This is a genomic window from Pseudomonas sp. GW821-FHT03C07 (assembly GCF_059420925.1).
This window is the reverse complement of sequence record NZ_JBWKUQ010000004.1, coordinates 282,532-309,196: the sequence shown is the minus strand read 5'-3', so window position 1 is coordinate 309,196 and position 26,665 is coordinate 282,532. Positions and strand designations below refer to the sequence as shown.

Below are 26,665 nucleotides of genomic sequence, written 5' to 3'. Positions count from 1 at the left end.
CGACTAATCGAACGGGCGCCCGCGGAATCGACAACCCACGAAATCTTTTTTTCCTGATCGCCGTTGGTCCGTTTGCCGACACGCAGAAGATCGGCGGTCGATATCGCCGCCCCACATTCGACTAAGCCTAAGCATAGAAGTAGATCTTTCGCGCCCCGGAAAACCCGCCCGGCGGCCCTGAACCGGAGGAGTCATCGACATGAACGAACACGCGATTGAACAGCATCCCGTGGTCTCGCGCGAAGAGTGGCTGGCCGCGCGCCGACAACACCTGGTCCATGAAAAGGCCTTTACCCATCAACGCGACCAGCTCAGCGCCGAGCGGCGTGCCCTGCCCTGGGTCAAGGTCGACAAGAACTACCGCTTCGAGGGACCCCATGGGCACAAGCAGCTGGCCGACCTGTTCGGCGACAACAGTCAGTTGATCGTCTATCACTTCATGTTCGGCGACGGCTGGCAGGAAGGCTGTCCCGGCTGCTCCTTCCTCGCCGACCACTTCGACGGCGCGAACCTGCATCTGGCGCACCACGATGTGTCGTTCGTCGCGGTTTCCCACGCGCCGTGGGCACAGTTCCAGGCGTTCAAGCAGCGCATGGGCTGGCATTTCCCCTGGTTCTCATCGGCCGGTAGCGATTTCAACGCGGACTTTCATGTCAGTGCCTCGCCCGAAGAGCGACTCGCCGGCAAGGCCGAGTACAACTACCAACCGCTCGAGAGTGCCGAAGAAGAACTGCCGGGGCTCAGCGTGTTCTATCGCAACGCCGAGGGAGAGATCTTCCACACTTACTCCACCTATGCCCGGGGCCTGGACATGCTGCTGGGCACCTATCACTTCCTCGACCTGATGCCCAAGGGTCGCAATGAAAGCGGGACCATGGATTGGGTCCGGCACCACGATCGTTATGCTACGCCAGCGACACACAGTTGCTGCGAATCCCACCCAGATAAAACCTAAATCGCTCTCTTCCCAAAGCGAGCTTGCTCGCGATGGACGTCAACGCTAACGTGGCAAACCTGAGCCCTTATGCGCGTCTCCAGAGAAGCGCATAAGGGCTATGCCGCGCCTGCACACAGCACCCGCATCGAAATGCCCCTGTGCACGACAATTCTCACCAGAGAGGAAACATGGAGTCTCCTGCCGTCTCGATTGGCCCGCGTTCGGACTATGCCCTTGCCCTCTCCGGCGGCGGCGTTCGAGCCATGGCGTTTCACCTCGGCGTGCTTAAATACCTCGCCGAACAACAGGCCCTGGAACGGCTCTCGCAGATTTCCACGGTGTCTGGCGGCAGCCTGCTGGTGGGCCTGATGCTCAACGAAAATCATGGGCAATGGCCCGACTCCGCGACTTTCCTGCAGCGCATCTACCCGGCCCTGCAAACCAAGCTGTGCTCACGCAGCCTGCTCTGGAGTGCCTTGCGTCAACTGCGCAACCCGTTGAATTGGCGCTTCCTGCTGTCCCGGGCCAACCTGCTGGCCCTGGCCCTGCAAAAGGACTGGGGGGTAACCGCCCTGCTACCGGAGATTGCCGCCAGACCCGATTGGTCGATCAACGGCACCACGGCGGAAAATGGCAAACGCTTTCGCTTCAAACGCAGCAATATGGGCGACTACTCCATCGGCTATGCCAGCACCGACGGCTTCCCCCTGGCCCAGGCCCTGGCGGTTTCCGCGGCGTTCCCCGGCGGTATCGGGCCGCTGTCGCTCAAGACCCGCCGCTTCAAGTGGCTGCAGCGCGAGTGGGACGCCCCGTTGAACAGTGCCGTCGAGGTACGCCTGCCGTTCAAGAAGCTGCGACTCTATGACGGTGGCGTCTACGACAACCTCGGCCTGGAACCCTTTTTCGACGCGGCGACCGGACAGACCAAACGCTACGAGTACCCGATCATCGTCTCGGACGCCGGCGCGCCGTTGCAGCCGGGGTTTCAAGCCGGGGTGCTGAGTCCCTGGCGGCTCAAGCGCCTGGCCGACATCATGTCCGACCAGACCCGGGCGCTACGCGGCCGGACCTTTGTCGAATACCTGAAGAGAGCCCCGGGACGTGGCGGTTACCTGAGTATCGCCAGCACTCTGATCGACCCGGTCAAAGGCAGCGACGCGGCCTTTGCCGCGCACTTTCCCACCACCCTGAATCGCCTCGAGCCCGAGGTCTTCGAGCGGATCGCCCGACATGGCTATGCAGTGGCCCAAGCGACCGACCGGCACTATCCGCTGCTGCCCGTGGCCGCGGAAACGCCCGAGCCCCTTGGGCTCTCGTAAACCGGCGAGGCCCGCGCTCCTCAGGGCAGTGCCAGCACGCCCAGGCTGGCACTGACCACCAGCGCGGTGCCGGCAAACTGCATCGGGATCATCGGCTGGGCCAGCACCAGGTAACCGGCCAGGGCGCCTACCGCCGGTTCGGCGCTCATCAGGATGCCGAACGAAGACGCCGGCATCCGCCGCAAGGCGACCATTTCCAGGCCATAGGGCAGCAACGGCACGAACAAGGCCAGTCCCGCGCAACTGAATATCTGCAACAACGGCGGATGGCCGCCGCTTTGCCAAAGTCCCAGGGGCGTGGCAATCAGCGCGGCGGCCAACAGCGACACCGACAGGCCCTCAAAACCCTGGAACAGCCGGCCGACCTTTTTCATCATCAGAATATAAGCCGCCCAACCCGCCGCCGAACCGAACGCCAGCAGCAAACCCAGCGGTTCACCGACCCAGCCGCCCTCGTTGCGGGCCAACAGCAACACCCCGGTCACCGCCAGCAGCGGCCAGATCAACCCCCGCCCGCTACGCACGCCGAGGCTGGCCACCAGCAACGGGCCGAGAAACTCGATGGCAATCGCCAGCCCCAATGGAATGCGCTGGATCGCCGCGAAAAAGCAGGTGGTCATCACGGCCATTGCCAGGCCAAGACTTCCGGCCGCCAGCCAACGTGACAGCGAAAACGTATGCAGGCGCGGCCGCACCAGCAGCGCGAGTACCGCCGCCGCCCAGCACAAGCGCAGCCAAGTGGTACTGAGCGAACCATAAGTGTCCATGGTCGGCGACGACAGCGCCGCGCCGAACTGCACGCTGACCATCGACAGCATGCACAACAGCGCCGCCCACAACAGCGCGCTACGCGGCGCCCCGTGGGTGGCGGAGAGCGGTAGGCCGGGGGCATTTTCCTGCATGCTGAAATCTCCTGTGAATGTCGGGCCATCCTAGCCAGCCAGGCGGACTTCAAATAAGCTGATATTTCTTATCCCGACTTCACGAATATTGATAATGCGCGATCTCGACAGCAGTCTGTTGCGAACCTTCGTCACCGTCGCCGAAACCGGTGCCGTGGGCACTGCCGCCCTGCGCCTGGCACGCACCCAGGCTGCGGTGAGCATGCAGTTGCGACGACTGGAAGACGACCTCGAACGTCGCCTGTTCGATCGCTCGCCCCGGGGTCTGCGCCTGACCGAAGCCGGTCACCTGCTACTGCCTTACGCCCACAGCATTCTCGGTGCCGGGACCGATGCCCGGCGCGCCTTGTCCGCCAGCCAGATCGCCGGCACGGTACGCCTGGGCTTGCTCGAGGACATTGCCGTGGGCAGCCTGCCCCGGGCGCTGCGCCGCTTTTCCGCGGCCTATCCGCATATTTCCCTGGAAATCGCCGTCGATAGCAGCGCGGCCATGTCCGCCCGGTTGGCCGACGGCACCCTGGATGTGATCATCGGCGACGCCTCGGCCATCAGCGCCCAGCCCCAGGCCTGCTGGACCCAGTCGCTGTTCTGGGTCGGCGCCCGCGGCCTGAGCCTGCCCGCCGACCTGACCCAGCACAGCCTGCCGCTGGTGACCTTTGGCGGTGGCTGCCTGTGGCATGGCCAGGTGGTGAAAATTCTTCAACGGGCGAACATCCCCTGGCGCGTGGTCTGCAGCAGCACCAGCCTGCCGGCGGTGCAGTCGGCGGTCGAGGCCGGCCTGGGCATCACGGTGTTGCTGGAAGGCAATATCCGCAGCGAAAGCATGCGCATGCTGGGTCCGGCCGATGGCCTGCCGCCACCGCCGATCGTCGATTTCGCCCTCTATGTCCGCCGAGTACCGGCGGTCCAGGCCGCCGCGGTCCAGGCGCTGCAAAGCTTTCTCGGGGAAGAGTTGAATATCATCCTGCCACGTGCGCTCAGCGCGGATCAGCGCGCCTGAGATCAGCCAACCGCCGTCAGTTCGAAAGAGAACACCGCGCCTTTGCCGGGAATCGACAACAGGCGAATCTGACTGTCATGCAATTGCAGGATGCGTCGCACAATCAGCAATCCCAGGCCGCCGGAACGCCGGTCGCCGTCCTGATTGAATGGCCGGCGAAACAGGTTTTCCAGCAAGCTCGGGGCAATCCCCGGGCCGGTGTCACTGACCGTGACCTGGACTTTGCCACGCCCATGGGCCAGCGCCACCTCGATGGTGCCGCCTTCGGGGGTATGACGCAGGGCATTGTCGATCAGGTTGGTCAGGACCCGCTCGATCATCCCCAGGTCCGCACTGACCATCGAAGCCCCACGCGGCAACACCGCGAGCAATTTCGATTGGCGGGTCTCGGCCATCAGTTCGAACTTCTGGAACACGTCCTGGATCAGGTCGCTAAGGGAGAAATCCTCGACCTGCAAGCGCACTGCGCCATGCTCCAGGCGCGCCAGCTCGAACAGTGCCTGGGCCAGTTGCCCGACCTTGCTGCTCTGGGCCAGGGCGATCCCCAGGTAACGTCGACGCTCATCCGGCGCCAGCACCGCGTCCTTGAGGGAGAGGGTTTCCAGGTAACCGTGCAACGACGCCAGGGGCGTGCGCAAGTCATGGGAAATATTCGCCACCAGCTCGCGACGATCCTGGTCGAGCTGGGTCAGGCTGCGCCACTGTTCGCCGATGCGCGTGGCCATCTGGGCAAAGCTGGCTTCCAGCACCTCGATTTCATCGCGACGCCCGGCCCCGGCCCGGGATAACACCGGCAACTGTGCTGGCGGAGCATCGGTATCAAAATCGCGCATGGTCTCGGTCAAGCGACGCAACGGACGGGTGATCAGGCGGAAGGCGATCAGGCCGGCGATCAGCCCCAACAGAGCCACCAGGCTCATGGCCCACAAGGTGGTGCGCAGCACCGAACTGGCCGACACCTGGGCCGCCAGGCGATCATGCTCTTCGCCCTGGAGGACCACGTACAGATAGCCCAGCTCCTTGCCGCCACCGCGCAAGGCCGCGGCGCTGAACACCTTGCGCCCGTCATCGCTGCGCGGGTCGTCACCGAGGATCGGCAGCGGCTGGCCGTCGAGCAGGCGACGGATCGGCGCCAGATCGACGTGATCGCGGTGCAGGTGGCCTTGCGGCGCGGCATCGCCGGTGATCTTGCCGCTGGGTGAGAGCAGATAGACTTCCACGCTCGGGTTGACGTTCATCAACTGGCCGAACAGCGCACGCACGCCCTCCATGGTCAAGCCTTCGGTGCCCACCAGCCGGTTATCCAGGGCAATGCTCTGGGCCAGGTCCCGGGACAGGCCCTGGACCACTTCCTTTTCATGCATGTCGCTGGCCCGCACCTGCAACCACACCGAGGCCCCGCAACAGGCCAGCAGCAGGATGGAAAAGGCCAGGGACAGGCGCTGGGAAAGGGTCAGGTTCATGACGGGCGACTCACCGGCGAGAAGCGATAGCCGCGCCCCCAGACCGTGAGAATCCGCTCGGGTTGCGCCGGGTCGACTTCGATCTTGGCCCGCAGGCGATTGATATGGGTGTTGACCGTATGTTCATAACCGTCGTGCTGGTAACCCCAGACCTGGTTCAACAGGTCCATGCGCGAATACACGGTGCCGGGGTTTTTCATAAAGAAATGCAGCAGGTCGAATTCCCGTGGCGTCAGGTCCAGGGACTTGCCGTCGACCTGGGCCTCACGGGTCAGCGGATCAAGGCTGAGGCCGCCCTGCTCCAGAGTCCCCGCCTCGATTTTCAGGCTCTTGGCCAGAGCATCGACCCGCCGCAGCAGGGCCTTGACCCGCGCGGCCAGTTCCAGCATCGAGAACGGCTTGGCCAGGTAATCGTCAGCGCCCAGTTCCAGCCCGAGCACCCGGTGCATCTCGCTGGAGCGGGCACTGGTGATGATGATCGGCGTGTAGCGCGCCATCGCCCGCGCCTGCCGGCAGATCTCCAGGCCATCGACGCCCGGCAGCATCAGGTCGAGGATCAGCGCATCCCAGGAGCCCTTGCTCAATTGCGCCAGGCCCAGGTTGCCATCGGCGCAGTGGGTGACGTCATACCCCTCGTCCCGCAGGTGCAGGCTCAACAGGCCCGCCAGGTGCAAGTCATCTTCGACGATCAGAATACGTTTGGGTGAATCCATGGTCGGCCTTCGTGCGGGTAAGCGGCGCAAACGACGCCTGGTTCATTGTGCCGGATCGTTGCTGGGCAATGTTCACAAATAAGTTAACTTTACGGGAGGATTTGGCGACCCCCGCCGCTCAACAATGAAAGCCTGTTCAATCACCGTGGACGCGACGCCATGTCCTCCAGAAGACGCTTTCTTGTTTCCAGTGCCGCCACCCTGCTCGCCGCCGGTTTGTTCGACTGGCGCGCCGTGGGTGCCACCTTCGGCAGCGGCAGCCGCTCGGCCGATACCGGCGAAACGTTCGAAGTCAGCCATACCGACGCCGAGTGGAAAGCCATGCTCAGCGACGAGCAATACGAAGTGCTGCGCCATGAAGGCACCGAGCGCCCCTACACCAGCCCTCTCAACGAAGAGCACCGCGCCGGCGTGTTCGCCTGTGCCGGCTGCAGCCTGGCGCTGTTTTCATCGGCCGCCAAGTACGACAGCCGTACCGGCTGGCCAAGTTTCACCGCACCGCTGGAAAGCGCCGTGGCGACCCGCCGCGACACCTCCTTCGGAGTCTCCCGAACCGAAGTGCATTGCCACCGTTGCGGCGGCCACCTGGGCCATGTGTTCCCCGACGGACCGCCGCCCACCGGCCTGCGCTACTGTATGAACGGTGTCGCCATGACCTTCACCCCCGGCGCGGCCTGATCCCCGCGTTTCAACAAGGATTCCATCATGTTCCTGCTTATCCTGGCCTACCTCGGCGGTCTTCTGACCATCCTCAGCCCCTGCATTCTGCCGGTACTGCCGTTCGTCTTTGCCCGCTCGGGCGAGCCGTTTCGGCGCAGCGGCCTGCCGTTGCTCTGCGGCATGGCCCTGACCTTCGCCCTGGTCGCCACCCTGGCGGCGGTCGGTGGTGGCTGGGTGGTGCAGGCCAACCAGTACGGCCGTTGGCTGGCCATGGCGCTGATGGCGTTTTTTGCCATTACCCTGCTGTTCCCGCACCTCGCCGAGCGCCTGACCCAGCCGCTGGTAGCGGCCGGTGACCGGCTGTCGCGCTCGGCGCAAAGCCACGATGGCTCGCCCAGCGCGCGCTCATCCTTTGTGCTCGGAATCGCCACCGGCCTGTTGTGGGCGCCCTGCGCCGGACCGATCCTCGGCCTGATCCTCACCGGCGCCGCCCTGCAAGGCGCGAACATTGGCACCACTCTGTTGCTGCTGGCCTACGCCGCCGGTGCCGCGACCTCCCTGGCCGGCGCGCTGCTGATCGGTGGCAAGCTGTTCAGCGCGATGAAGCGCAACCTCGGCACCGGCCAATGGCTGCGCCGCGGTTTGGGTGCGGCGATGCTGGTCGGCGTGGTCGCCATCGCCCTGGGCCTGGACACCGGTATCCTGACCCGGGTGTCCACGGTCGCCACCTCGGGCCTCGAACAGAAGCTGCTCGACAACCTGACGCCGAAGAAAGCCGCGGATCAGGGCGGCGCCATGATGGCGACGGTCAACAGCGAGGCCGGCCAAGCGAGCGGCAGCATGATGGCGATGGCGGCCAAGACCGGTGGCGCGGAACGGGCGTTGCCGGTGGAAGGTAGCCTGCCGGATCTGTCGGGCGCCGTGCAGTGGCTCAATTCGGCACCGCTGAGCGCCGCCGAACTCAAGGGCAAGGTGGTACTGATCGACTTCTGGACCTACTCCTGCATCAACTGCCTGCGCAGCCTGCCCTACGTCAACGCCTGGGCGCAGAAGTACCATGACCAGGGGCTGGTGGTGATCGGCGTGCATGCGCCGGAATTCGCCTTCGAACGTGATATCGACAACGTCCGTCAGGCCGTGAGCAAACTGGGCATCCAGTACCCGGTGGCCATCGACAACAACTATGCAATCTGGCGCGGCTTCAATAACCAGTACTGGCCGGCGCATTACTTTATCGATGCCCAGGGCCGCGTGCGCTACCACCACTTCGGTGAAGGCGACTATGAAGGTTCCGAGCAGGTGATCCAGCAACTGCTGAAAGAGGCCGGGCAGCAGAACGTCTCCGGCGGCATGGTCAGCACCCAGGCCCAGGGCGTGATGCAGGCCGCCGACGAAGCCGAAGTGAAATCGCCGGAAACCTACCTGGGTTATGACCGCGCCGAGAACTTCGCCTCGCCGGGCGACCAGGTGGCGGACCAATCGAAAAACTATGCGGCGCCAAAACAGCCGGCCTTGAACCAGTGGGGCCTGGACGGCCAATGGACCGCCCATGCCGAGCAGGTGACGCTCAACCAGGCCCCGGGCCAGGTGGTCTACCGCTTCCACGCCCGTGACCTGCACCTGGTGCTCGGCCCGGGCGCGGACGGCAAGCCGGTGCGCTTCAAGGTGCGTATCGACGGTGCGCTGCCCGGCGCCAACCATGGCACCGATACCGACGCCAACGGCGAAGGCACGGTGACCGAGCAGCGTCTGTACCAGCTGGTCCGCCAGGCTGGGGACGTCAGCGAGCACACCTTCTCCATCGAATTTCTCGATCCCGGCGTACAAGCCTACGCCTTTACCTTCGGTTGATCGCCACGAGGATGAACACCATGAACACGCCTGTGATGCAACGAAAAACCAAGTCGCCGCGGCTGATCGTCGCCGGGATCGCCAGCCTGTGCCTGTCGGTGTTGATGTTCCAGCGCCTGGCCTGGTCGGCCGAGGATGCAGTGCAGATCGCCCCACCCGCGCTGGATCAAGCGGCTGGCGCCAGCGGCAAGGCCACGGCGGTGTTTGCCGGCGGCTGCTTCTGGGGCGTCCAGGGGGTGTTCCAGCATGTCCGTGGGGTCGAGAACGCGGTGTCGGGTTATACCGGCGGCGCGGCGAATACCGCCCAATACGAATCGGTGGGCGGAGGTTCGACCGGACACGCCGAGTCGGTGCAGGTGACTTATGACCCGAACAAGGTCAGCTATGGGCAACTGTTGCAGGTGTTCTTCTCGGTGGCCCACAACCCGACGGAGCTTAACCGTCAGGGGCCGGACAGCGGCACGCAGTACCGTTCGGCGATTTTCCCGGTGACCGCCGAACAGGCAACCATCGCCAAGGCCTATATCGCCCAGTTGAATGCCGCCAAGGCGTTTCCCTCGGCAATCGTTACCCGGATCGAGGACGGCAAGGTCTTCTATCCGGCCGAGGGTTATCACCAGAACTACCTGACGTTGCACCCGTACGCGCCGTATATCGTCATCAATGATTTACCGAAGGTGGAAAACCTCAAGCGTATGGAGCCAGAGCTGTACCGGGCCGACCCGGTACTGGTGCCGGACGCCAACTGACAGCTGCGCAGGATCTCAATAATGGGATATTGAAAACACCACGGCACCTGTAGGAGCCAGCTTGCTGGCGATGGCTTCCGCAAGAGCGATGCATGACTTGCTGGCCTCATCGCCAGCAAGCTGGCTCCTACAGGTTGCGCGTGAAGGCGCGAGACAGTATTGGCAGTGGGAACGCGACTCAGGTATAGCGCCGCTTGTCCGCAGCCGGCGGGAAGTACTGGTACAACCAGGTTTCGCTCAAGGTCCGGTCATGGGTGCGAATAAACAGGCGCAGCTCCAGCGGATCGACCCGGTCGTCGCTCGGGTACCAGTCGAACGTCACCCGATAGCCGTTGATTTCGTCCAGTTTGAGGACATCGATATCCTTTACCTGACCACGGGACGTCGTCACCACCGGCTCGATCTCGGCGCCCAGGGACAGACGCGCCAATCCTCCGCCGGTAAAATCCACGGTAAAGCGCCGGGCCCAGACCTCGGGGTAATGCTCGCCAGGCGCCCAGCCTTCGACAAACCCACCCATGCCCGAACGGGTCGCGTGCACCCGTGCCAACGGCGTACCCACCGGCGGCATGGCGCTCCAGTAGAGCTTGTAGCCGTAGTTCAGCGAGGCCCCCGCCGCCACCGGCTCCTTGGGCGTCCAGAACGCGACGATATTGTCCAGGGTCTCGCCCGTGGTGGGAATCTCCAGCAAATCGACGGAGCCCTCGCCCCAGGCCGTGGTCGGCTCGACCCACAGGCTCGGACGGCGGCTGTACCAGTCCACGGTGTCCTGGTAGCTGGCGAACTCATGGTCGGTCTGTACCAGGCCAAACCCCTTGGGGTCCTTGTCGGCGAAGGCATTGAACTGCAAGGTCGCCGGGTTGTTCAGCGGCCGACAGATCCACTCGCCATTGCCGCGCCACATGGCCAGGCGATCGGAGTCGTGGATCTGCGGGTGAAGGGTGTCGCACATCCGCCGTTCATGGGTGCCACAACTGAACATGCTGGTCATCGGTGCGATGCCCAACTGCTCGATGGCGGTGCGCGCATTGATATGGGCATCGACCGCCATCACCACCTGCTCGGCCTGGCAATCGATGTCGAAACGATAGGCCCCGGTGGCACTCGGCGAATCGAGCAAGGCATAGACCACGAAGCGGGTGCTGTCCTTGTCCGGGGTTTCAAACCAGAAATGGGTGAAGTCGGGAAACTCCTCGCGCTTTTTCGCATAAGTATCGATCGCCAGCCCGCGCGCCGACAGACCGTATTGCCCGGTCTTGTCCACCGCGCGGAAGTAACTGGCGCCGAGGAACGAGACAATGTCGTGCTGGTCGATTTCCGGGGCCTTGAACAGCTTGAAGCCGGAGAACCCCAGGTCACCCTTGAGCCGCGATGGGTCGATGCCGCTGCGGGCGTAGTTGAACAACGCCGGACGGAAATGCACCTCGCGCGCCTGGCGCGTCTGCGCGTCGACGCTGTACATGCGCACCGGTTGCTTGAAACCCATGCCAACATGGAAGAACTGCATGTCCAACTGGCCCTTGAGCTCATTCCACAGCGAGTGCCGGGCATCGTATTGAATGGCGTTGAATTGCTGTGGGGTCATGTCCGCCAGGGACCGCGGCAACACCTGGCGGGTGCTGGCATAGTCCTTCGCGGCGAGTTTTTTCGCGTGGGTCTGCAATGTCTCGAAGTCGAAGTGTTCGATATCGCCATCCGCGGTGGCGGCAAGCGCCCGCGCCGCGAACAGACCGCTGGCCGACAGGCCGGTATAGGCCGCCAGGGCCATGGAAGCTTTCAGAAGATTGCGGCGGTGCATAAAAAGACCTGTACAGGAACTACCGGACATCCGGAACCCTTGGGTTCCGGATCAAAAGAAGCGCTCGTTCAAGACGACAAACGAATGCGGCTACAGGTAACAGATAACAAATCCCCATGACGGTTCGCAATATCCTACAGAAAACTTACTGACAGCCTTTATTCAGCCAAGGTGTGGCTATATGTTTCCAGCCTCTCTAGAGACTCGAGGCGCCCTGTGAACAGCGGCCCAGGCCCCGTGAAGATTTTTTCAGAATGTTTTCACGCGGTTCTTGGCACACTTGCCCACTTGTTTTGAAGGTCCGTCGAGGCAACCCATGACCCGCATCCTGACCATCGAAGACGATGCTGTAACCGCCAAGGAAATCGTGGCTGAACTGAGCAGCCACGGGCTTGAAGTTGACTGGGTCGACAACGGCCGTGAAGGCCTGGTCCGTGCCGTGAGTGGCGATTACGACCTGATTACCCTGGACCGCATGCTGCCGGAACTCGATGGCCTGGCCATCGTCACCACGCTGCGAACCATCGGGGTGGCCACGCCGATCCTGATGATCAGCGCCCTCTCCGATGTCGACGAACGCGTACGTGGTCTGCGCGCTGGCGGCGACGATTACCTGACCAAGCCCTTCGCCTCCGACGAAATGGCCGCGCGGGTCGAAGTGCTGTTGCGGCGCAAGAGCCCGGCACGGGAATTCGAAACCTCGCTACGGGTGGCCGACCTGGAGCTCAATCTGATGACCCGCGAAGCCTCCCGGGCCGATCAGTTGCTCAGCTTGCTGCCCACTGAATACAAGCTGCTGGAATTCCTGATGCGCAACACCGGGCAGATCCTCTCGCGGATGATGATTTTTGAAGAAGTCTGGGGTTATCACTTCGACCCCGGCACCAACCTGATCGACGTGCATATCGGTCGCCTGCGCAAGAAGATCGACGGCCCGGGCCTGGCGCCGCTGATCCGCACCGTGCGAGGCTCGGGTTATGTCATTGCCGAACCCCTCTAAAGGCTGGCGCTCCTCCACCAGCCGGCTGCTGGCACTCTACAGTTTCCTGTTCGTGGCCTGGAGCTGCAGCCTGATGGGGGTGCTGTATTACGAGGTTTCCGGGTACCTGAGCACCCTCGCCCGGCATTCGTTGATGCAACGCCAGCACCTGTTTTCGCGCTTCCAGGGCCAACCGCTGATGGAAGCGCTGACCACCAGCATGACCTTCGACATGCGCGGCGTGGATGCCTATGGCCTGTTCAACGAGCAGAAACTGCACCTGAGCGGGCCGATCCAGGAAATCCCGGCTGACCTGCCGATGGACGGCAGGATCCATGAGTTGGCCAACTGCATCGACTCCGACGACCCGATCCTGCCCCAGGACAGCTGCGACGCGGTGGCCACCCAGACCCACGACGGGCGCTGGCTGCTGCTGGTGCGCGACAACGGCTCGCTGTTCGGCGTCACCCGGATCATTCTCCACGCCCTGTTCTGGGCGGTATCCCTGACCATCCTGCCCGGCGTGGCCGGCTGGCACCTGTTGCGGCGCCGGCCGATCCGGCGGATACGGGCGATCCAGGCCAGCGCCGAGTCGATCATCGCCGGCGACCTGGGCCATCGCCTGCCGCTGTCGAACCGTCGCGACGAGTTGGACATGCTGGCGGCGATCGTCAACGCCATGCTCGACCGGATCGAGAAGCTGATGCACGAGGTCAAGGGGGTCTGCGACAACATCGCCCATGACCTGCGCACGCCGCTGACCCGCTTGCGGGCCCAGTTGTACCGGATCCAGCAACAGACCGTCGACGGCTCGCCCGAGTCCTTGCAACTGGATGGGGTGATCGCCGAGACCGATACGTTGATGGCGCGCTTTCGCGGTTTATTGCGTATCTCCGAACTGGAAGACCATCAGCGGCGCTCTGGCTTCCTGGTACTGGACCCGTTGCCGCTGCTGCACGAGCTGTATGATTTCTACCTGCCACTGGCTGAAGAGGCCGAGATCAGCCTGCGCCTGGAGACGCCCGAGACATTGCCGACGATCACTGGCGACCGGGCCTTGCTGTTCGAAGCCCTGGCCAACCTGCTGAGCAATTCCATCAAGTTCACCCCGCCAGGCGGTGAGGTGGTCTTGAGGGCGGCCTTTGATGCCGGCAGTACCCGCATCGAGGTCCACGACTCCGGCCCCGGCATCCCGCCGTCCGAGCGCGAAGCGGTGTTCCAGCGCTTCTATCGCTGCGACGAAGGCGCCCAGCACGGTGGCTTCGGCCTCGGCCTGTCGATTGTCGCCGCCATCGTCAACCTGCACGGTTTCAGCCTCGACATCGGTAGCAGCGAGCAGGCCGGGGCGCGCTTGATCCTCAGTTGCCGGAACAACCTGATGACCGTGGACTGAATCCAGGGCCCGGGCCTTGGATTCAGCCGCGGAAATTGGCCTTCAAGGCCGCAAGGCCTTCGGCATAGATGCCATGGAACAAATCCACCGCTTCCTCTTCACTGACCCCCGTCGGGGTGAAGATCCCCGCCCACTCGACAATCGAGGTGTGCGGATCATTGCCTTCGCGAACCTGCAGGGTGGCCAGGTAGTCGGCCACCGGGAATGGCTGCTGGATAAACGAATAACTGTAGCGCCGAGCCCGGTTGTCGAAGGCTTCCAGGCGTTCGACGATGAGCACATTGTCCGCCGTGTGCAAGGTGCGCACACGGCCACCTTCGCTGAGACTGCTGCGGGGCACGAGCGGCAGCCAGTCAGGCAGGGAATCGAACCCGCCCATCAGTTGCCAGACCTCTTCGGGGGACGCCGCGATTTCAACGGTTACCGATGTTGCAGCCATGAATAATCTCCAGGAACAAGTTGGAAAGCCCGACCGATCCCGCCGGCTGGACCACTGACGACGGCAACGTCAGCGGCCGGCAGGCTCGGCATAGACACCCGTGAGGTTTCAGACCAGCGGCAACGGCGCATGAGCCGCCACCAGCCCCTCTTCCCGCAACGCCTGCCAGAACGCCAGCGGAATCGTCTCCTGCAAGGCCGCCACGTCCTCGGCGATCCGCCCTGGCCGGCTGGCGCCGGGGATCACCGCCGCCACGGCCGGGTTGGCCAGGGAGAACTGCAAGGCCGCCGCCTTGATGCTCACCCCGAAGCGTTGCGCGAGGGTCTTTATCCGTTCAACTTTAGCCATGATTTGTGACGATGCCGGTTGATATTCGAAATGGGTCCCGCCAGCCAGCACACCGGAACTGTAGGGGCCACCGACAACGATATCGACTTGCCGGGCCAGCGCCTCCGGCATCAGCCGTTGCAGGGCCCGCTCGTGATCGAGCAGGGTATAACGCCCGGCCAGCAGGAACCCGTCGGGCTGCGCTGCGTCCAGTTGCAGGGTCAGTTCGCACGGCTCGACCTTGTTCACCCCAAGGCCCCAGGCCTTGATCACGCCCTCCTCGCGCAGGCGGGTGAGCACGCGGAATGCCCCGGTGCGCGCCTGGTTGAAATACTCCAGCCATTCATCACCGTAGAAATCCTGGGCAATGTCGTGCACCCAGACGATGTCCAGGCGGTCGGTCTGCAAACGCTCGAGGCTGCCCTCGATGGAACGCAGGGTGGCGTCGGCGGAGTAGTCGTTGACCATCTTGTTGGGACGGCCATGCGCGAAGACCCCGGCCTTTTCGCCCAGGTCGCGGGCGGCGACGTCTTCCACTTCATCCAGGACCAACCGGCCGACCTTGCTGCTGAGCACGTACTGGTCCCGTGGATGCTTGGCCAGGGCCGCACCCAGGCGAATTTCCGCAAGCCCCGAACCGTAGAACGGCGCCGTGTCGAAGTAGCGCACGCCCTGGTCCCAGACCGCATCGACAGTGGCCATGGCCTCCTCCTCGGGAATGGCGCGGAACATGTTGCCCAAGGGGGCGGTGCCGAAACCCAGGGTGCCCGGCAGTTTGTCTCTGATGCTCATAGTGATGATCCTTTGAATACACGTGATGAGTCCGGCCCACCCGCTCCGGGGTGACGCGGATCTCGCTGTCGGGATCAATACTAGGTTGCGGACTTTTGACCGTCCAAGACATAATTTGCACGACTTGAGTCCCGGAAGGTCTGACATGATTGATTTACGCCAACTGCGCTATTTCGTGGCGGTCGCCGAAGAAGAGCACGTCGGGCGGGCCGCCGAGCGACTGCACATTTCCCAGTCGCCCCTGAGCCGGCAGATCGCCCAGCTGGAGGAGCGCCTGGGCCTGAGCCTGTTCGAACGCAGCCTGCAACGCATCCGCCTGACCGCCGACGGCCAGACCTTTCTCGCCGAGACCCGGGCGTTCCTGACCCATGCCAATCGGCTGGAGTCCCTCGGCCGGCGGCTGGGGCGTGGTGAAGAAGGCGGCCTGTGCATCGGCTATATCGAGAACGCCATGCACTCGGGGGTGTTGCCCCAGGCCCTGCGCAGCTTGCGCGTGGAGCGGCCGGATGTGCATATCGCGCTCTACAGCCTGAATTCGGCGCAACAGCTGGAAGGCTTGCGCCAGCGCAGCCTCGACATCGCCCTGGTCAGCGAACCACCCACGGCGGATGACCCGGACCTGAACAGCGCCCGCGTGCTCAACGACCCCATGCTGCTGGCCCTGCCCGAGCGGCATCCATTGGCGCAACTGGGCGAGTTGAGTCCAGCGGACTTTCTGGAGCAGGAATGGATTGCCGTGCAGCACCCCCAGCGCAGCGGCAAACAGGATGATTTCGTCCAGGCCTGTATCAGGGCCGGGTTCAACCCCAATGTCCGACTGCAGGCCAATGAACCGCTGACCGCACTGGGGCTGGTGGCGGCAGGACTGGGTCTGACCATGATCCAGCAGAGCCTGCGGCACAACACGCCCCAGGGCGTGGTGCTGCGGGAATTACCCTGGCTGATCTATACCACTCCCTTGTGGGCGGCCTGGCATCGGATCAACTTGCGACCGCTGGTGGCGACCTTCAGGGAAGTGCTGGTGCAGGACGCGCTCCGGATCGACCTGCCGGTGGGCCCCTAGATGTCCATAATCTTGGCGGCAAAGGCATTCCAGCCGGCCGGCTCCTGGATCAATGCCGGGTAGTTGTGCGAAAAGCCGTACATCACACCACGTCGGGTCATGAGTTCACGAACGATGGCGGTCGCCGGGCCGCTGCCACTGCCTTTCAACAGGCTCTGCTCCTGATAGGCGCGCCAGTGCAATTCCATCGCGATGATCTTGCACAGTGCCGACTCCTGGGCCGCCACGCCGGTATTCTTGACCAGCAAGCAGAGTTTGACCGGTACGCTGACAGCCAGCGATACCCCGCCGGGAACAGCGGCCAAACCAAAGCCAACGCCCTTGTTGAACAACTTATGGGTTTTCATCAGTTTCAACACATCAAGCCACTGGCATAAGGTTTTACTCTGCTGACAGTGCCTGGCCATTTCAGCAAAGCGATGCAAGTGCACGGCTGAAACGCCGGCGGAACTCCCCTCGCGCAGCAACGCATAAGGATTGACCGGCAAAGCCATGCTGCCGATCGACGCCGCCGTGCCGACACAGGTCTGCACGTAATTGCGCACTTTACGATGCTGCAACAGGTGCTTGGTCTTCGGCGACGGCCGCTCAACACCCTGCACCGTGAAATAAGGATTATCCACCAGGGTCGAAGCCGCCTGGCCCACCTTGTAGACGCCCACCAGCGGTGTCAGGGCCGTCCCCAGGCCGTGCGGGATCAACCCGGACACCGCCAGGGCCGTGTCGAGGACCAGGCTGTTTATATTGAAACTGTATTTCGACATTTCTTTCAATCTGGCGGCAAAATCTTCCTGCTCCACACCCATATTGGCCTACCTCTCGCGTTTATAAAGCTGGGGAATTTTTCATTAAAGTATCAGTCCCGAGCTCAACTAAACGAGGTAAAAAAAAGCCAATTTATTACTTCAATTTGCCATTTATTCAAAAATGCAAAGTGCAACAATAAAGCGCCCAAACAGCAGGGGCTTACTTATAGAAATCGCTATTTTCCGATCAGTTTGAACAATGCTTCCAGGCTTTGCCGAAGGGCCCCGGAGTTATCCAACAGGCTTAGCGATGGATCCTCCGCCGCCAACAACGAGGCGGTGAACTCGGCATTGCGCGCCAGGCGCGCCTCGATCTGCGGGACACTCTCCCGTCCCCGCGCCAGCAGCCGCTCACGCAAGACCGCCTGGTCGACGGAGAGCAGGATCACTTGCAAATCCGGATAACGTGCGCGGGCCTGGGGCAGATAGGCCCGTGAGCCGTTGACCAGCACATCCTCTCCGGCAGCCAACCAGTCGTCGATCCGACGGGGAATGCCATAACACAGGCCGTTGGCCTGCCAGCTCATGGCGAAGGCCCCCTGAGCCTGCAGCGTCGCGAATTGCTCGGCACTGACCGACTGCGCCGCCTCGCCGGCCGCCTCGGCCGAGCGGGTGATGACCCGCCGGGCAATCCGGCAGCCACGCTCGGCCAGGGGTTCGCGGGCGGCATCGAGCAAACTGTCTTTGCCCGAGCCCGAAGGCCCGATGAGATAGATCAAGCGGCCAGCCATCCACAATCCCTCACACGTTGTCGCGCGCACAGTACAACACTCGCGGCGATCATGGCACTCATCGCAAGCGTGTTCGAGGATAGAAGGAGGGCAAGGCCGGCGCCCGACCAGCAGCCACACCCGGCGCGACCGGGGCGGTCGCGCCGGACTCAGGACTCAAGCCGGGTTGCGCGCCGCCAGCCGGGAAAAGCTCGCCAGGCAAGCCACGGCGGCAAAACCGGCACCGATATACAGTGCCAGGATCGGTCCGGAATGGCTCGACAAGCCGAAACTCAAGGCCACCAGCGCGGCCCCCGTGGACTGGCCAAGCAAGCGCGCGGTGGCGATCATCCCGCTGGCGCCGCTGCTGCGCTCACGCGGGGCGCTGGTCATCAGGGCCTTCTGGTTCGGCGACTGGAAGAAACCGAAACCCAGGCCACAGATCACCATGCGCACACAGATCGCCAGGGCGCTCGGGTCCGCCGGCAGCATCGCCAGGGACAACATACCCAGCGACAACACCCCCAGGCCGATGCCGCCGAGCAAGCCCGGTGGGTAACGATCCGACAGGCGTCCGGCAAAGGGCGCGATCAGGGCCACCACCACCGACCAGGGGGTCATCAGGTAGCCGGTCTGCACCGGGTCGCGGCCCAGGACCGTCTCGAAGAAAAACGGCAGCGAGACGAAGGCCAGGCCCTGGGTGGCGAAGGAGCAGATGGCGGTCAGCACGGACAGCGCGAACATCGGCCGCTTGAGCAAGTCAGTGGGGAACAGTGGGGCCGGATGACCGGTTTCGCGGCGGATCATCAGCGTACCCGCTATCACGCACAGCAGCAGCGCCAGACAGATCGGCAAGGCGCCGGCAAACTGCGCGCCCTCGCCCAGGGCATAGATGAGAGCGCCGAACGTCACCATGCTCAGCAGCGCCGTGCCCCAGGCAAAGCGCTGGCCGTTGGGCGGCGTATGGGGCAGCGAGGGCACCGCCATGGCCAGGGCGACCAGGCCGATGGGGATATTGACGCCGAACAGCCAGGGCCAGTTGGCCACCGACAGGATCAAGGAGGCCACCGTCGGTCCGGCGGCAAATGACATGCCGACCACCAATGCATTGAGGCCCATCCCTTTGCCGAGTTTCTCCGGCGGAAACAGGCTGAAGATCAGCGCGCCGTTGACGCTCATGATCGCACTGGCGCCAACCCCTTGCAGGACCCGGGCGAGGGTCAGCTGGGTCAGGGTGGTCGACATCGCACACAGGGCCGACGACACGGTGAACAGCACCAACCCGAACAGGTAGACCTTGCGGTGCCCGACTGTCCCACCAAAGGAAGCGAAGGCCAGGATGGTCGCCACCGCCGACAGTTGGTAGGCGTTGATGATCCACACCGAGGCCGCCGGCGTGGTGTGCAGGCTGGTGGCGATCGCCGGCAACGCGGTGTTGGCGATGGCGGTGTCCAGTGAGGCCAGCGCGATGGAGATCAGAATCGCCAACATGCCACTGGCCTGACGCGATAAACCCGGCCTGAAAATTCCCGATGACCCGCTGATTGCACACCCCCCGAAACCCGCTGTACAGAGCGGATCATAGCGTTTTGCCCAATATCGCTGACGACGTCTTGCTGAACCGCGGCTGTACGACATCGAGCGCGGGCTCAGCCAGTATCTACGCGCATGGTGATCCCCTACCCTCACTTGATAAACTAGCGCCTTCTTGGATCACTCCCAATAAAAGGTTGGCAATGGACGTTCTGGCAAGCATGAAGGTCTTCGTCAAGGTGGTTGAACACGGCAGCTTCAGCGCCGCGGCGCAGTCCATCGGGATTTCCTCGACCATGGTCGGCAACCATGTCCAGGGCCTGGAGAAACACCTGGGCACGCGCCTGCTGCATCGCACCACCCGGCGCCAGAGCCTGACCGAGATCGGCCAGGGTTATCACACCCAGTGCCTGGCGATCCTCGGGCAGATCGAACACGCCGAATTGATTGCCCGGGAACAGCGCGCCCATCCGCGGGGCCGGTTGCGGGTCAGTGCCTCGCCGACCCTGGCCTCGGACCGGCTGATCCCGGCGATCGCCGCTTACCTCAAGACCTACCCGGAAGTGGATATCGAACTGAAGTTCAACGATCGGGTGGTGGACCTGGTGGAGGATGGTTTCGACCTGGTGTTTCGCTACGGCGAGTTGCCCAGCAGCGGACTGGTGGGACGCCTGCTGAGCAAGAACCGGCGCATCGCCTGCGCGTCACCGGCCTATCTGGAAGCCCACGGCACGCCGCGGGTGCCAGAGGATCTGCTGCAACATAACTGCCTGGTATTCCTGCGGGCCACGCCGCAGCGCGACTGGTTGTTCCACGGTGTGAGCAGCGAAAGCATCCGGGTAAACGGGCAACTGTCGGCCAACAACGGCACGGCGTTGATGAACGCGGCGCTGGAGGGAATCGGTATCGTCCTGTTACCGCAGACGTTGGTGGAAGACGCCCTGAAGGACGGGCGCCTGGTCCACTTGCTGCCCGATCATGAGACCCTGGATCGGCCGCTGCACCTGGTCTACCTGCCGGACAAACAGATGACGCCCAAGCTGAGCAGCTTTATCGAGTTCATGGTCAAGCGCTTTGCGTAGCAGGATGCCGTAACGCTGTGAGCGTCAGTCAGTTATCTTGAAAACGCCACCATCTGTGTAGCTGGCTTGCCGGCGATGGCGGTCGATCAGGCGATGCAAGGCTCACGGAGCTCATCGCCAGCAAGCCGGCTCCCACAAGTTCCGCGCCAGACATTGATCCGCTTGACGCATCAATCCATTCTAAAAATGCACTTATCAAATCTATAGCGCTGCGCCAGTATCCCGGCCAATAAAATCTGCACTGCGATGCAGGCCATAAAAACGCCGGAGACCTTCACGATGCACGCCACAACACCGACCGCCAGTTCCGCCCGTGCCAAGGCGGGCGCGGTATTTCGCGTTACCTCGGGCAACTTCCTCGAACAGTTCGACTTCTTCCTGTTCGGCTTCTACGCCACCTACATCGCCGCCGCCTTCTTCCCCGCCAGCAGTGAGTTCGCCTCGCTGATGATGACCTTTGCCGTGTTCGGCGCCGGCTTCCTGATGCGTCCGCTGGGTGCGGTGATCCTCGGTGCCTATATCGATGACGTCGGTCGACGCAAAGGCCTGATCGTCACCCTGTCGATCATGGCCAGCGGCACCATCCTGATCGTGCTGGTACCTGGTTACGAAAGCATTGGCCTGCTGGCCCCGGCCCTGGTCTTGATCGGCCGCCTGCTGCAGGGCTTCTCCGCCGGTGCCGAACTGGGCGGCGTTTCAGTCTATCTGTCGGAAATCGCCACGCCGGGTCGCAAGGGCTTCTTCACCGCCTGGCAGTCCTGCAGCCAGCAAGTGGCCGTGGTGATCGCCGCCGCCCTGGGCTACGCACTGAACCAGTGGATGTCGGCCAGCACTGTCGCTGATTGGGGCTGGCGCATTCCGTTTCTGGTCGGCTGCATGATCGTGCCGTTTATCTTCCTGCTGCGCCGCAACCTGGCGGAAACCGAGGAATTCGCCAAGCGCCGTCACCGTCCGGGCATGCGCGAGGTGTTCAACACCCTGGCGCAGAACTGGGTGATTGTGGTCGCCGGCATGTTGATGGTGGCGATGACCACTACTGCCTTCTACCTGATCACTGTGTATGCGCCGACCTTCGGCAAGACCGTGCTGCACCTGAGCACCGCTGACAGCCTGTTGGTGACCCTGTTGGTGGGTGTGTCGAACTTTTTCTGGCTGCCCCTGGGCGGCGCCCTCTCCGACCGTATCGGCCGCCGTCCGGTGCTGCTGACCATGTCCGGTCTGACCCTGGCCACGGCTTATCCGGCCTTGTCGCTGCTGGTCCAGGCGCCGACGTTCACCAGCATGCTGCTGGTGCTGCTGTGGTTGTCGTTTCTCTACGGGATGTACAACGGCGCGATGGTCGCGGCCCTCACCGAGATCATGCCGGCGGAAGTCCGGGTGGCCGGTTTCTCCCTGGCCTACAGCCTGGCGACGGCGGTGTTCGGCGGTTTCACTCCGGCGATCTCGACCTTCCTGATCCAGTACAGCGGGGACAAGGCCGCACCGGGTTACTGGATGAGCTTCGCCGCGTTCTGCGCCCTGTGCGCGACGCTGTTTCTCTATCGCAAGGCCAGGATGCAGCTCCAGCCGGCGGTGTAAGCCCGGTGTTTTCAGGGTGACCTGAAAGGCCTCTTCGCGGCGATACAGCGACCCGACAAGCTCTGCTCCCACATTAGTGCTCGGTTATACACAGATCATGCGTACGACTTGGACACTGTGGGAGCGGAGCTTGCCCGCGAAGACGGCGGATCAGGCACCACAAACCGATGATCCTTGAGAGAACCCCGATGAAAGCATTGTTTTTCAAGCTCGCCCTGCTCGGCAGCCTGACCTTGGCGAGTCTGGCGACCCAGGCCGAAGAAATCCGCGTGATGACCTCCGGCGGCTTCACCGCCGCCTACAAGCTGCTCGGCCCGAAATTCGCCGCTGATAGCGGCAACACCCTCGACACCATTCTCGGTCCATCCATGGGCAAGGCGCCGGAGGCTATTCCCAACCGGCTGGAGCGCGGTGAAAAGGCCGATGTACTGATCATGGTCGGTTACGCCCTCGACGAGTTGATCAAGCAGGGCAAGGTCCTGCCCGGCTCACGGGTCGAGCTGGCGGATTCGCGGATCGGCCTGGTGGTTCGCGCCGGCAGCGCCCAACCGCCCATCGGTACCGAGCAAGAGTTGAAAGACACCTTGCTCAAGGCCAAGTCCGTGGCCTACTCCGACAGTGCCAGTGGCGTGTATATCCAGGACCAACTGTTCAAGCGCCTGGGCATTGAAGCGCAACTCAAGCCCAAGGCAACCATGGTGCCGAAGATCCCGGTGGCCTCGGTGGTGGCGACCGGTGACTATCAACTGGGCTTCCAGCAGGTCAGCGAACTGCTGCCGGTGCCAGGGGTGACCTATGTCGGCAAGATCCCGGAATCGGTGCAGTCGGTGACGCGGTTTGCCGCCGGGATTCCAGTGGGGGCCGAACATCCCGCACAGGCCAAGGCCTTGCTGGATTACCTCGCCTCCCCGGCAGCCCAGGCCACCGTGAAAGCCACCGGACTGGATTCCATTCCTCATTGATTACACGTTCCCTTGTAGGCGCCGGCTTGCTGGCGATGGCCAGTAGACCTTGCAGCGCCTGAACGGCCGCTATTGCCAGCAAGCCGGCTCCTACAGGTTTCGTGCCCCCCTCAGGATCCGCTGGTGTGCGGCAGTTTCATTTCAACAATCAGCCGCTCCAGCTCCCGCGCCGCCGGGGTCAACACCCGCCCCCGGCGCTTGAGCAAGCCGACCTTGCGCATTACCTCCGGTTCGATCAGCGGCACACTGGTGAGAATCGGATGCTCGCCGGCCACCGGCATCGCCATGGTCGGCACCGCCGCAATCCCCAATCCAGCCTCCACCAGACCGATCATGGTGGTGACATGCCGGGTTTCACAGACCCCGGGGTTCTGCGCCTCGATGCCCACCAGCGCCTGGTCGAGCAGGAAGCGATTGCCCGAGGTCTTGTCGAGGCTGATGTAGTCCTGCTGGTACAACTCGGTCCAGGTCACGCTGGCCCGACCGGCCAGCGGATGATCACGGCGACAGGCGACAACGTAGCGCTCCTCGACCAACAACTCGAATTCGATTTCCGCCTGCAGGTTGCCGGTGAAACTCAGGCCGAAATCCGCTTCGCCACTGAGCACGGCGGCATGTACGTCGTTGGCGCTGGAGTCGAGCACCTTGACCTTGATCTTCGGGTATTGCCGGTGATAGTGGGCCACCACCTTCGGCATGAAGTAATAGGCCGCCGACGGCACACACGCCACCGTGACATGCCCCAGCCGGGTCGAGGCCACGTCGGTGATGCCCAGCAACGCGAGGTCGAGGTCGTCCAGCAGCCGCTCCACGGTCGGCGCGAACGCCCGACCCACCTGGGTCAGGCTGACCCGCCGGGTGGTACGCTCGAACAACCGGACCCCCAGGGCGTCCTCAAGCTTTTCCACGCGCCGGCTCAAGGCCGGTTGGGAGAGGTTGATAGCCTGCGCCGCCTTGCGGAAACTGCCCTGCTCGACCACCGCGCGGAAGGCCTGCAAGTCGTTCAAATCGAAGTTGATGGCCACCGGGCTTACTCGTCGGAAACTGATTGATCAGTTTAACGCATGAATCAGTCGACTCGATGCATGAGCCGACTTGAATGCGCGTCATTCATCCGACAATAAAAAAAGCCCGACCTGATTGCTCAGGCCGGGCTCTTCAGACCACCCGGATCAGACCTTGACGATCCAACCCGCTGGTGCTTCAACGTCGCCGGTCTGGACGCCGGTCAGTTCGTTGTACAGACGCTGGGTCACCGGACCGACTTCGGTCTCGCTGTGGAACACGTGCAGCTTGCCATTGTACTCGATGCCGCCAATCGGCGTGATCACCGCGGCAGTTCCACAGGCACCGGCTTCCTTGAAGTCGGCGATCTTGTCGATCAGCACATCGCCTTCGATGACCTTCAGGCCCAGGCGTGATTTGGCCAGTTCGATCAGCGACAGACGGGTGATACCCGGCAAGACCGAAGGCGACTGCGGCGTCACGAATTCGTTGTTGTGAGTGATGCCGAAGAAGTTGGCCGAACCGACTTCCTCGATCTTCGAGTGGGTCAGCGGGTCCAGGTAGATGGCATCGGCAAAGCCACGCTTCTTGGCTTCGGCACCCGGCATCAGGCTGGCGGCGTAGTTGCCACCGACCTTGGCCGCACCGGTGCCTTGCGGGGCCGCACGGTCATAGCTGGAGATCACGAAGTTGTGCGGCTTCATGCCGCCCTTGAAGTAAGCGCCGACCGGGATGCAGAAGATCGAGAAGATAAACTCGGGAGCGGTACGCACGCCGATGTTGTCACCCACGCCGATCACGAACGGCCGCAGGTACAGCGCGCCGCCGGTGCCGTAAGGCGGAATGAAACGTTCGTTGGCGCGGACCACCTGCTTGCAGGCTTCGATAAACACATCGGTCGGTACGTGCGGCATCAGCAGACGCGAGCAACTGCGCTGCATGCGCGCGGCGTTCTGGTCAGGACGGAACAGGTTGATCGAACCGTCCTTGCAACGGTAGGCCTTCATGCCTTCGAAGCACTGTTGACCGTAGTGCAGCGCGGTCGAACCTTCACTGATATGCAGGACGTTGTCTTCGGTCAGCGCACCGTTGTCCCACTCACCGTTACGGTAGTACGACAGGTAGCGCTTGTCGGTCTTGACGTAATCGAAACCCAGCTTGTCCCAGTTAATGCTTTCCTGACCCATGGCACCCTCAATCATCTGATAACCGCCTGAATCGCTCAGGCTTATGACATTTTTTTAGCAGGCAACCACAATACTCTATTCAGACAGGAAATCGCAGCCTGGACGACGTGCATGTCCTACATGCGTTTATGCCATACAGGGTCCGTAGCCCCCGATGCCAGCGGGCGAATCTCAGTCTGCATGGGCTTGTAAGGCGGCCTGGCGGCCAAAGCGATATTGGTTGTTCCCGCTGCGCTTGGCTTCGTACATCGCCAGGTCGGCGGTATGGATCAGCGTATCCATGCTCGGCGCATGGTCCGGGAATACCGCCACACCCAGGCTGCAACCGATCTGCGCCAGTTGATCACCGAGACTGATCGGCATCGACAACTCGACGAGCATTTTCTTGCACAGCAGATGCACCTCCTCCAACAAGCCATTGCTCTGCTGGGTCAGCCCTTCGAGGACCAACACGAACTCATCACCACCGATGCGCGCCACCGTGTCCGAGCTGCGCATCAGGTTTTTCAGACGGGTTGCCGTGGCGACCAGGATCCGGTCGCCGGCCGCATGCCCGTGGGCATCATTGATGTCCTTGAAGCCGTTGAGGTCGAGAAACACCAGGATCACCCGTGTGGTTTCCAGGCGGGCACGCTCCAGCGCCCGGGACAGACGTTCCTCCAGCACCAGTCGATTGGGCAGCCCGGTCAGCGCGTCGTGGTGGGCCAGGGTATGCAACTGGCTGGCCCAGGCCTTTTCCTCGGTGATATCACGCACCACTCCCATCATCTTGATCGCCGAGTCATGAACGTTCTTCACCACATTGCCGGTCTCGCGCAGCCAGTGGACGCTGCCGTCCGGCCAGATCACCCGGTATTCCTCGTCGTGGTTCTCGCCAGTCGCAATGCAACGCGCCTCCCCGGCCCGCACCCGGTCCCGGTCTTCGGGGTGCACGCTGGCGCAGAACAGTTCGTAGGACGGGATCACCTCGCCCACCTTGTAGCCGAACATGCCGTAGATGGCCTCCGACCAGTAGAGCTTCTCGGTATCGACATCCCAGTCCCAGGTGCCGATGCGGGCAAAGTACTGGCTGCGCTTGAAGCGTTCGACATCGTCGGCGGCTTCGACCCGCCGGTGGCGTTCGCTCAATTGGTGCAAAAGCGCCCGGCACTCGGCCAGTTCCCGGCGAGCCCTGCGCTCACGACAAAGCAGCACCCCGATCAAAGCGATCACGGGTACTGCGACAGCGGCCTCAAGCCATGAGGTCAGCATTGAAAACCAAGGGATTTGAACATGGACACACGACGAATAAATGGCCAGTGGCTATCTTAGTCCACACGGAACGTGCGCCCATGGTTTTTTAGTGGGCTGTGGCTTCGCTCATCAACGACTGATGAACCGCGAGGCCGGCCATGACCCCGGCCTCTGGTTACGGAGA

General features: G+C 63.0%; 24 protein-coding genes. 12 read left to right on the top strand and 12 right to left on the bottom strand.

What is annotated here, in order from left to right; all coding sequences use genetic code 11:
* Window positions 1-199: 199 nt before the first annotated feature.
* Together AC07VG_RS10685 and AC07VG_RS10680 are read left to right on the top strand one after the other, a co-directional pair.
* On the top strand, window positions 200-955 hold the full coding sequence (locus AC07VG_RS10685; protein ID WP_495002276.1) for a DUF899 domain-containing protein: 756 nt from the start codon (window positions 200-202) through the stop codon (window positions 953-955).
* A gap of 170 nt (window positions 956-1,125) precedes the next feature.
* On the top strand, window positions 1,126-2,256 hold the full coding sequence (locus tag AC07VG_RS10680; RefSeq protein WP_495021012.1) for a patatin-like phospholipase family protein: 1,131 nt from the start codon (window positions 1,126-1,128) through the stop codon (window positions 2,254-2,256).
* Between the two features lie 20 nt (window positions 2,257-2,276).
* On the opposite strand, the gene AC07VG_RS10675 is transcribed toward AC07VG_RS10680, so the two are convergent.
* The gene (locus AC07VG_RS10675) at window positions 2,277-3,158 is read right to left on the bottom strand and encodes an EamA family transporter (RefSeq protein ID WP_495002278.1); all 882 of its coding nucleotides are present in this window, start codon (window positions 3,156-3,158) and stop codon (window positions 2,277-2,279) included.
* A gap of 94 nt (window positions 3,159-3,252) precedes the next feature.
* On the opposite strand from AC07VG_RS10675, the gene AC07VG_RS10670 reads away from it, so the two are divergent.
* Window positions 3,253-4,158: a LysR substrate-binding domain-containing protein gene (locus tag AC07VG_RS10670; RefSeq protein WP_495021011.1), complete on the top strand. Its 906-nt coding sequence runs from the start codon at window positions 3,253-3,255 to the stop codon at window positions 4,156-4,158.
* A 2-nt stretch (window positions 4,159-4,160) separates the two neighbouring features.
* Here AC07VG_RS10670 and AC07VG_RS10665 read toward each other — a convergent pair whose 3' ends face one another.
* Together AC07VG_RS10665 and AC07VG_RS10660 are read right to left on the bottom strand one after the other, a co-directional pair.
* Complete coding sequence (locus AC07VG_RS10665) at window positions 4,161-5,621, bottom strand: sensor histidine kinase (RefSeq protein WP_495002280.1); 1,461 nt, start codon at window positions 5,619-5,621, stop codon at window positions 4,161-4,163.
* Window positions 5,618-6,334, bottom strand: a complete 717-nt coding sequence (locus AC07VG_RS10660) for a response regulator transcription factor (protein WP_495002281.1) — start codon at window positions 6,332-6,334, stop codon at window positions 5,618-5,620. Before AC07VG_RS10660 ends, AC07VG_RS10665 begins: the two co-directional genes overlap by 4 nt.
* A 159-nt stretch (window positions 6,335-6,493) precedes the next feature.
* Between AC07VG_RS10660 and msrB the strand changes: the two genes are divergently transcribed.
* Genes msrB through msrA form a run of 3 tightly spaced genes read left to right on the top strand, consistent with a single transcriptional unit; the run spans window position 6,494 to window position 9,594 of the window.
* Window positions 6,494-7,012, top strand: coding sequence for a peptide-methionine (R)-S-oxide reductase MsrB (gene msrB, locus AC07VG_RS10655; protein WP_495002282.1), 519 nt, complete (start codon window positions 6,494-6,496; stop codon window positions 7,010-7,012).
* 27 nt (window positions 7,013-7,039) lie between these two features.
* The gene (locus AC07VG_RS10650; protein WP_495002283.1) at window positions 7,040-8,845 is read left to right on the top strand and encodes a cytochrome c biogenesis protein DipZ; all 1,806 of its coding nucleotides are present in this window, start codon (window positions 7,040-7,042) and stop codon (window positions 8,843-8,845) included.
* A gap of 20 nt (window positions 8,846-8,865) precedes the next feature.
* Window positions 8,866-9,594 (top strand): peptide-methionine (S)-S-oxide reductase MsrA, encoded by a 729-nt coding sequence (msrA, locus tag AC07VG_RS10645; protein WP_495021010.1) that lies wholly within the window; start codon window positions 8,866-8,868, stop codon window positions 9,592-9,594.
* Window positions 9,595-9,772: 178 nt separating this feature from the next.
* Here msrA and AC07VG_RS10640 read toward each other — a convergent pair whose 3' ends face one another.
* A complete protein-coding gene (locus tag AC07VG_RS10640) occupies window positions 9,773-11,392 on the bottom strand; it encodes a glucan biosynthesis protein D (RefSeq protein ID WP_495002285.1) in 1,620 nt (539 codons plus the stop codon).
* A 316-nt stretch (window positions 11,393-11,708) separates the two neighbouring features.
* Here AC07VG_RS10640 and AC07VG_RS10635 point away from each other — a divergent pair, with 316 nt between their 5' ends.
* Entirely contained in the window at window positions 11,709-12,392 is a 684-nt protein-coding gene (locus AC07VG_RS10635; protein WP_248806525.1) for a response regulator transcription factor, read from the top strand.
* A complete protein-coding gene (locus AC07VG_RS10630; protein ID WP_495021009.1) occupies window positions 12,370-13,764 on the top strand; it encodes a sensor histidine kinase in 1,395 nt (464 codons plus the stop codon). Before AC07VG_RS10635 ends, AC07VG_RS10630 begins: the two co-directional genes overlap by 23 nt.
* Before the next feature lie 22 nt (window positions 13,765-13,786).
* Here the strand turns inward: AC07VG_RS10630 and AC07VG_RS10625 are convergent, their stop codons facing one another.
* The gene (locus AC07VG_RS10625) at window positions 13,787-14,203 is read right to left on the bottom strand and encodes an SRPBCC family protein (RefSeq protein ID WP_495002287.1); all 417 of its coding nucleotides are present in this window, start codon (window positions 14,201-14,203) and stop codon (window positions 13,787-13,789) included.
* A gap of 108 nt (window positions 14,204-14,311) precedes the next feature.
* The gene (locus AC07VG_RS10620; protein ID WP_495021008.1) at window positions 14,312-15,322 is read right to left on the bottom strand and encodes an aldo/keto reductase; all 1,011 of its coding nucleotides are present in this window, start codon (window positions 15,320-15,322) and stop codon (window positions 14,312-14,314) included.
* A gap of 145 nt (window positions 15,323-15,467) precedes the next feature.
* Here AC07VG_RS10620 and AC07VG_RS10615 point away from each other — a divergent pair, with 145 nt between their 5' ends.
* A complete protein-coding gene (locus AC07VG_RS10615) occupies window positions 15,468-16,385 on the top strand; it encodes a LysR substrate-binding domain-containing protein (protein WP_495002289.1) in 918 nt (305 codons plus the stop codon).
* On the opposite strand, the gene AC07VG_RS10610 is transcribed toward AC07VG_RS10615, so the two are convergent.
* The 3 genes from AC07VG_RS10610 to AC07VG_RS10600 form a co-directional block, all read right to left on the bottom strand.
* Window positions 16,382-17,149, bottom strand: a complete 768-nt coding sequence (locus AC07VG_RS10610; protein WP_495002290.1) for a hypothetical protein — start codon at window positions 17,147-17,149, stop codon at window positions 16,382-16,384. The genes AC07VG_RS10615 and AC07VG_RS10610 overlap by 4 nt on opposite strands.
* 218 nt (window positions 17,150-17,367) lie before the next feature.
* Window positions 17,368-17,922 (bottom strand): phosphonate metabolism protein/1,5-bisphosphokinase (PRPP-forming) PhnN, encoded by a 555-nt coding sequence (gene phnN, locus AC07VG_RS10605; protein ID WP_495002291.1) that lies wholly within the window; start codon window positions 17,920-17,922, stop codon window positions 17,368-17,370.
* A 156-nt stretch (window positions 17,923-18,078) separates the two neighbouring features.
* Window positions 18,079-19,392, bottom strand: a complete 1,314-nt coding sequence (locus AC07VG_RS10600) for an MFS transporter (RefSeq protein WP_495002292.1) — start codon at window positions 19,390-19,392, stop codon at window positions 18,079-18,081.
* A 245-nt stretch (window positions 19,393-19,637) separates the two neighbouring features.
* Here AC07VG_RS10600 and AC07VG_RS10595 point away from each other — a divergent pair, with 245 nt between their 5' ends.
* The 3 genes from AC07VG_RS10595 (at window position 19,638) to AC07VG_RS10585 (ending at window position 23,056) form a co-directional block, all read left to right on the top strand.
* Window positions 19,638-20,516 (top strand): LysR family transcriptional regulator, encoded by an 879-nt coding sequence (locus tag AC07VG_RS10595; protein ID WP_495002293.1) that lies wholly within the window; start codon window positions 19,638-19,640, stop codon window positions 20,514-20,516.
* 279 nt (window positions 20,517-20,795) lie between these two features.
* The gene (locus tag AC07VG_RS10590) at window positions 20,796-22,094 is read left to right on the top strand and encodes an MFS transporter (RefSeq protein ID WP_495021007.1); all 1,299 of its coding nucleotides are present in this window, start codon (window positions 20,796-20,798) and stop codon (window positions 22,092-22,094) included.
* Between the two features lie 188 nt (window positions 22,095-22,282).
* Window positions 22,283-23,056 (top strand): substrate-binding domain-containing protein, encoded by a 774-nt coding sequence (locus tag AC07VG_RS10585; RefSeq protein ID WP_495021006.1) that lies wholly within the window; start codon window positions 22,283-22,285, stop codon window positions 23,054-23,056.
* A gap of 110 nt (window positions 23,057-23,166) precedes the next feature.
* Here the strand turns inward: AC07VG_RS10585 and AC07VG_RS10580 are convergent, their stop codons facing one another.
* The 3 genes from AC07VG_RS10580 to AC07VG_RS10570 form a co-directional block, all read right to left on the bottom strand.
* Window positions 23,167-24,081 (bottom strand): LysR family transcriptional regulator, encoded by a 915-nt coding sequence (locus AC07VG_RS10580; protein ID WP_495021005.1) that lies wholly within the window; start codon window positions 24,079-24,081, stop codon window positions 23,167-23,169.
* A gap of 147 nt (window positions 24,082-24,228) precedes the next feature.
* Window positions 24,229-25,248: a branched-chain amino acid aminotransferase gene (locus AC07VG_RS10575; protein ID WP_495002376.1), complete on the bottom strand. Its 1,020-nt coding sequence runs from the start codon at window positions 25,246-25,248 to the stop codon at window positions 24,229-24,231.
* Window positions 25,249-25,419: 171 nt separating this feature from the next.
* A complete protein-coding gene (locus AC07VG_RS10570; protein WP_495002297.1) occupies window positions 25,420-26,499 on the bottom strand; it encodes a diguanylate cyclase domain-containing protein in 1,080 nt (359 codons plus the stop codon).
* Between the last annotated feature and the right edge of the window lie 166 nt (window positions 26,500-26,665).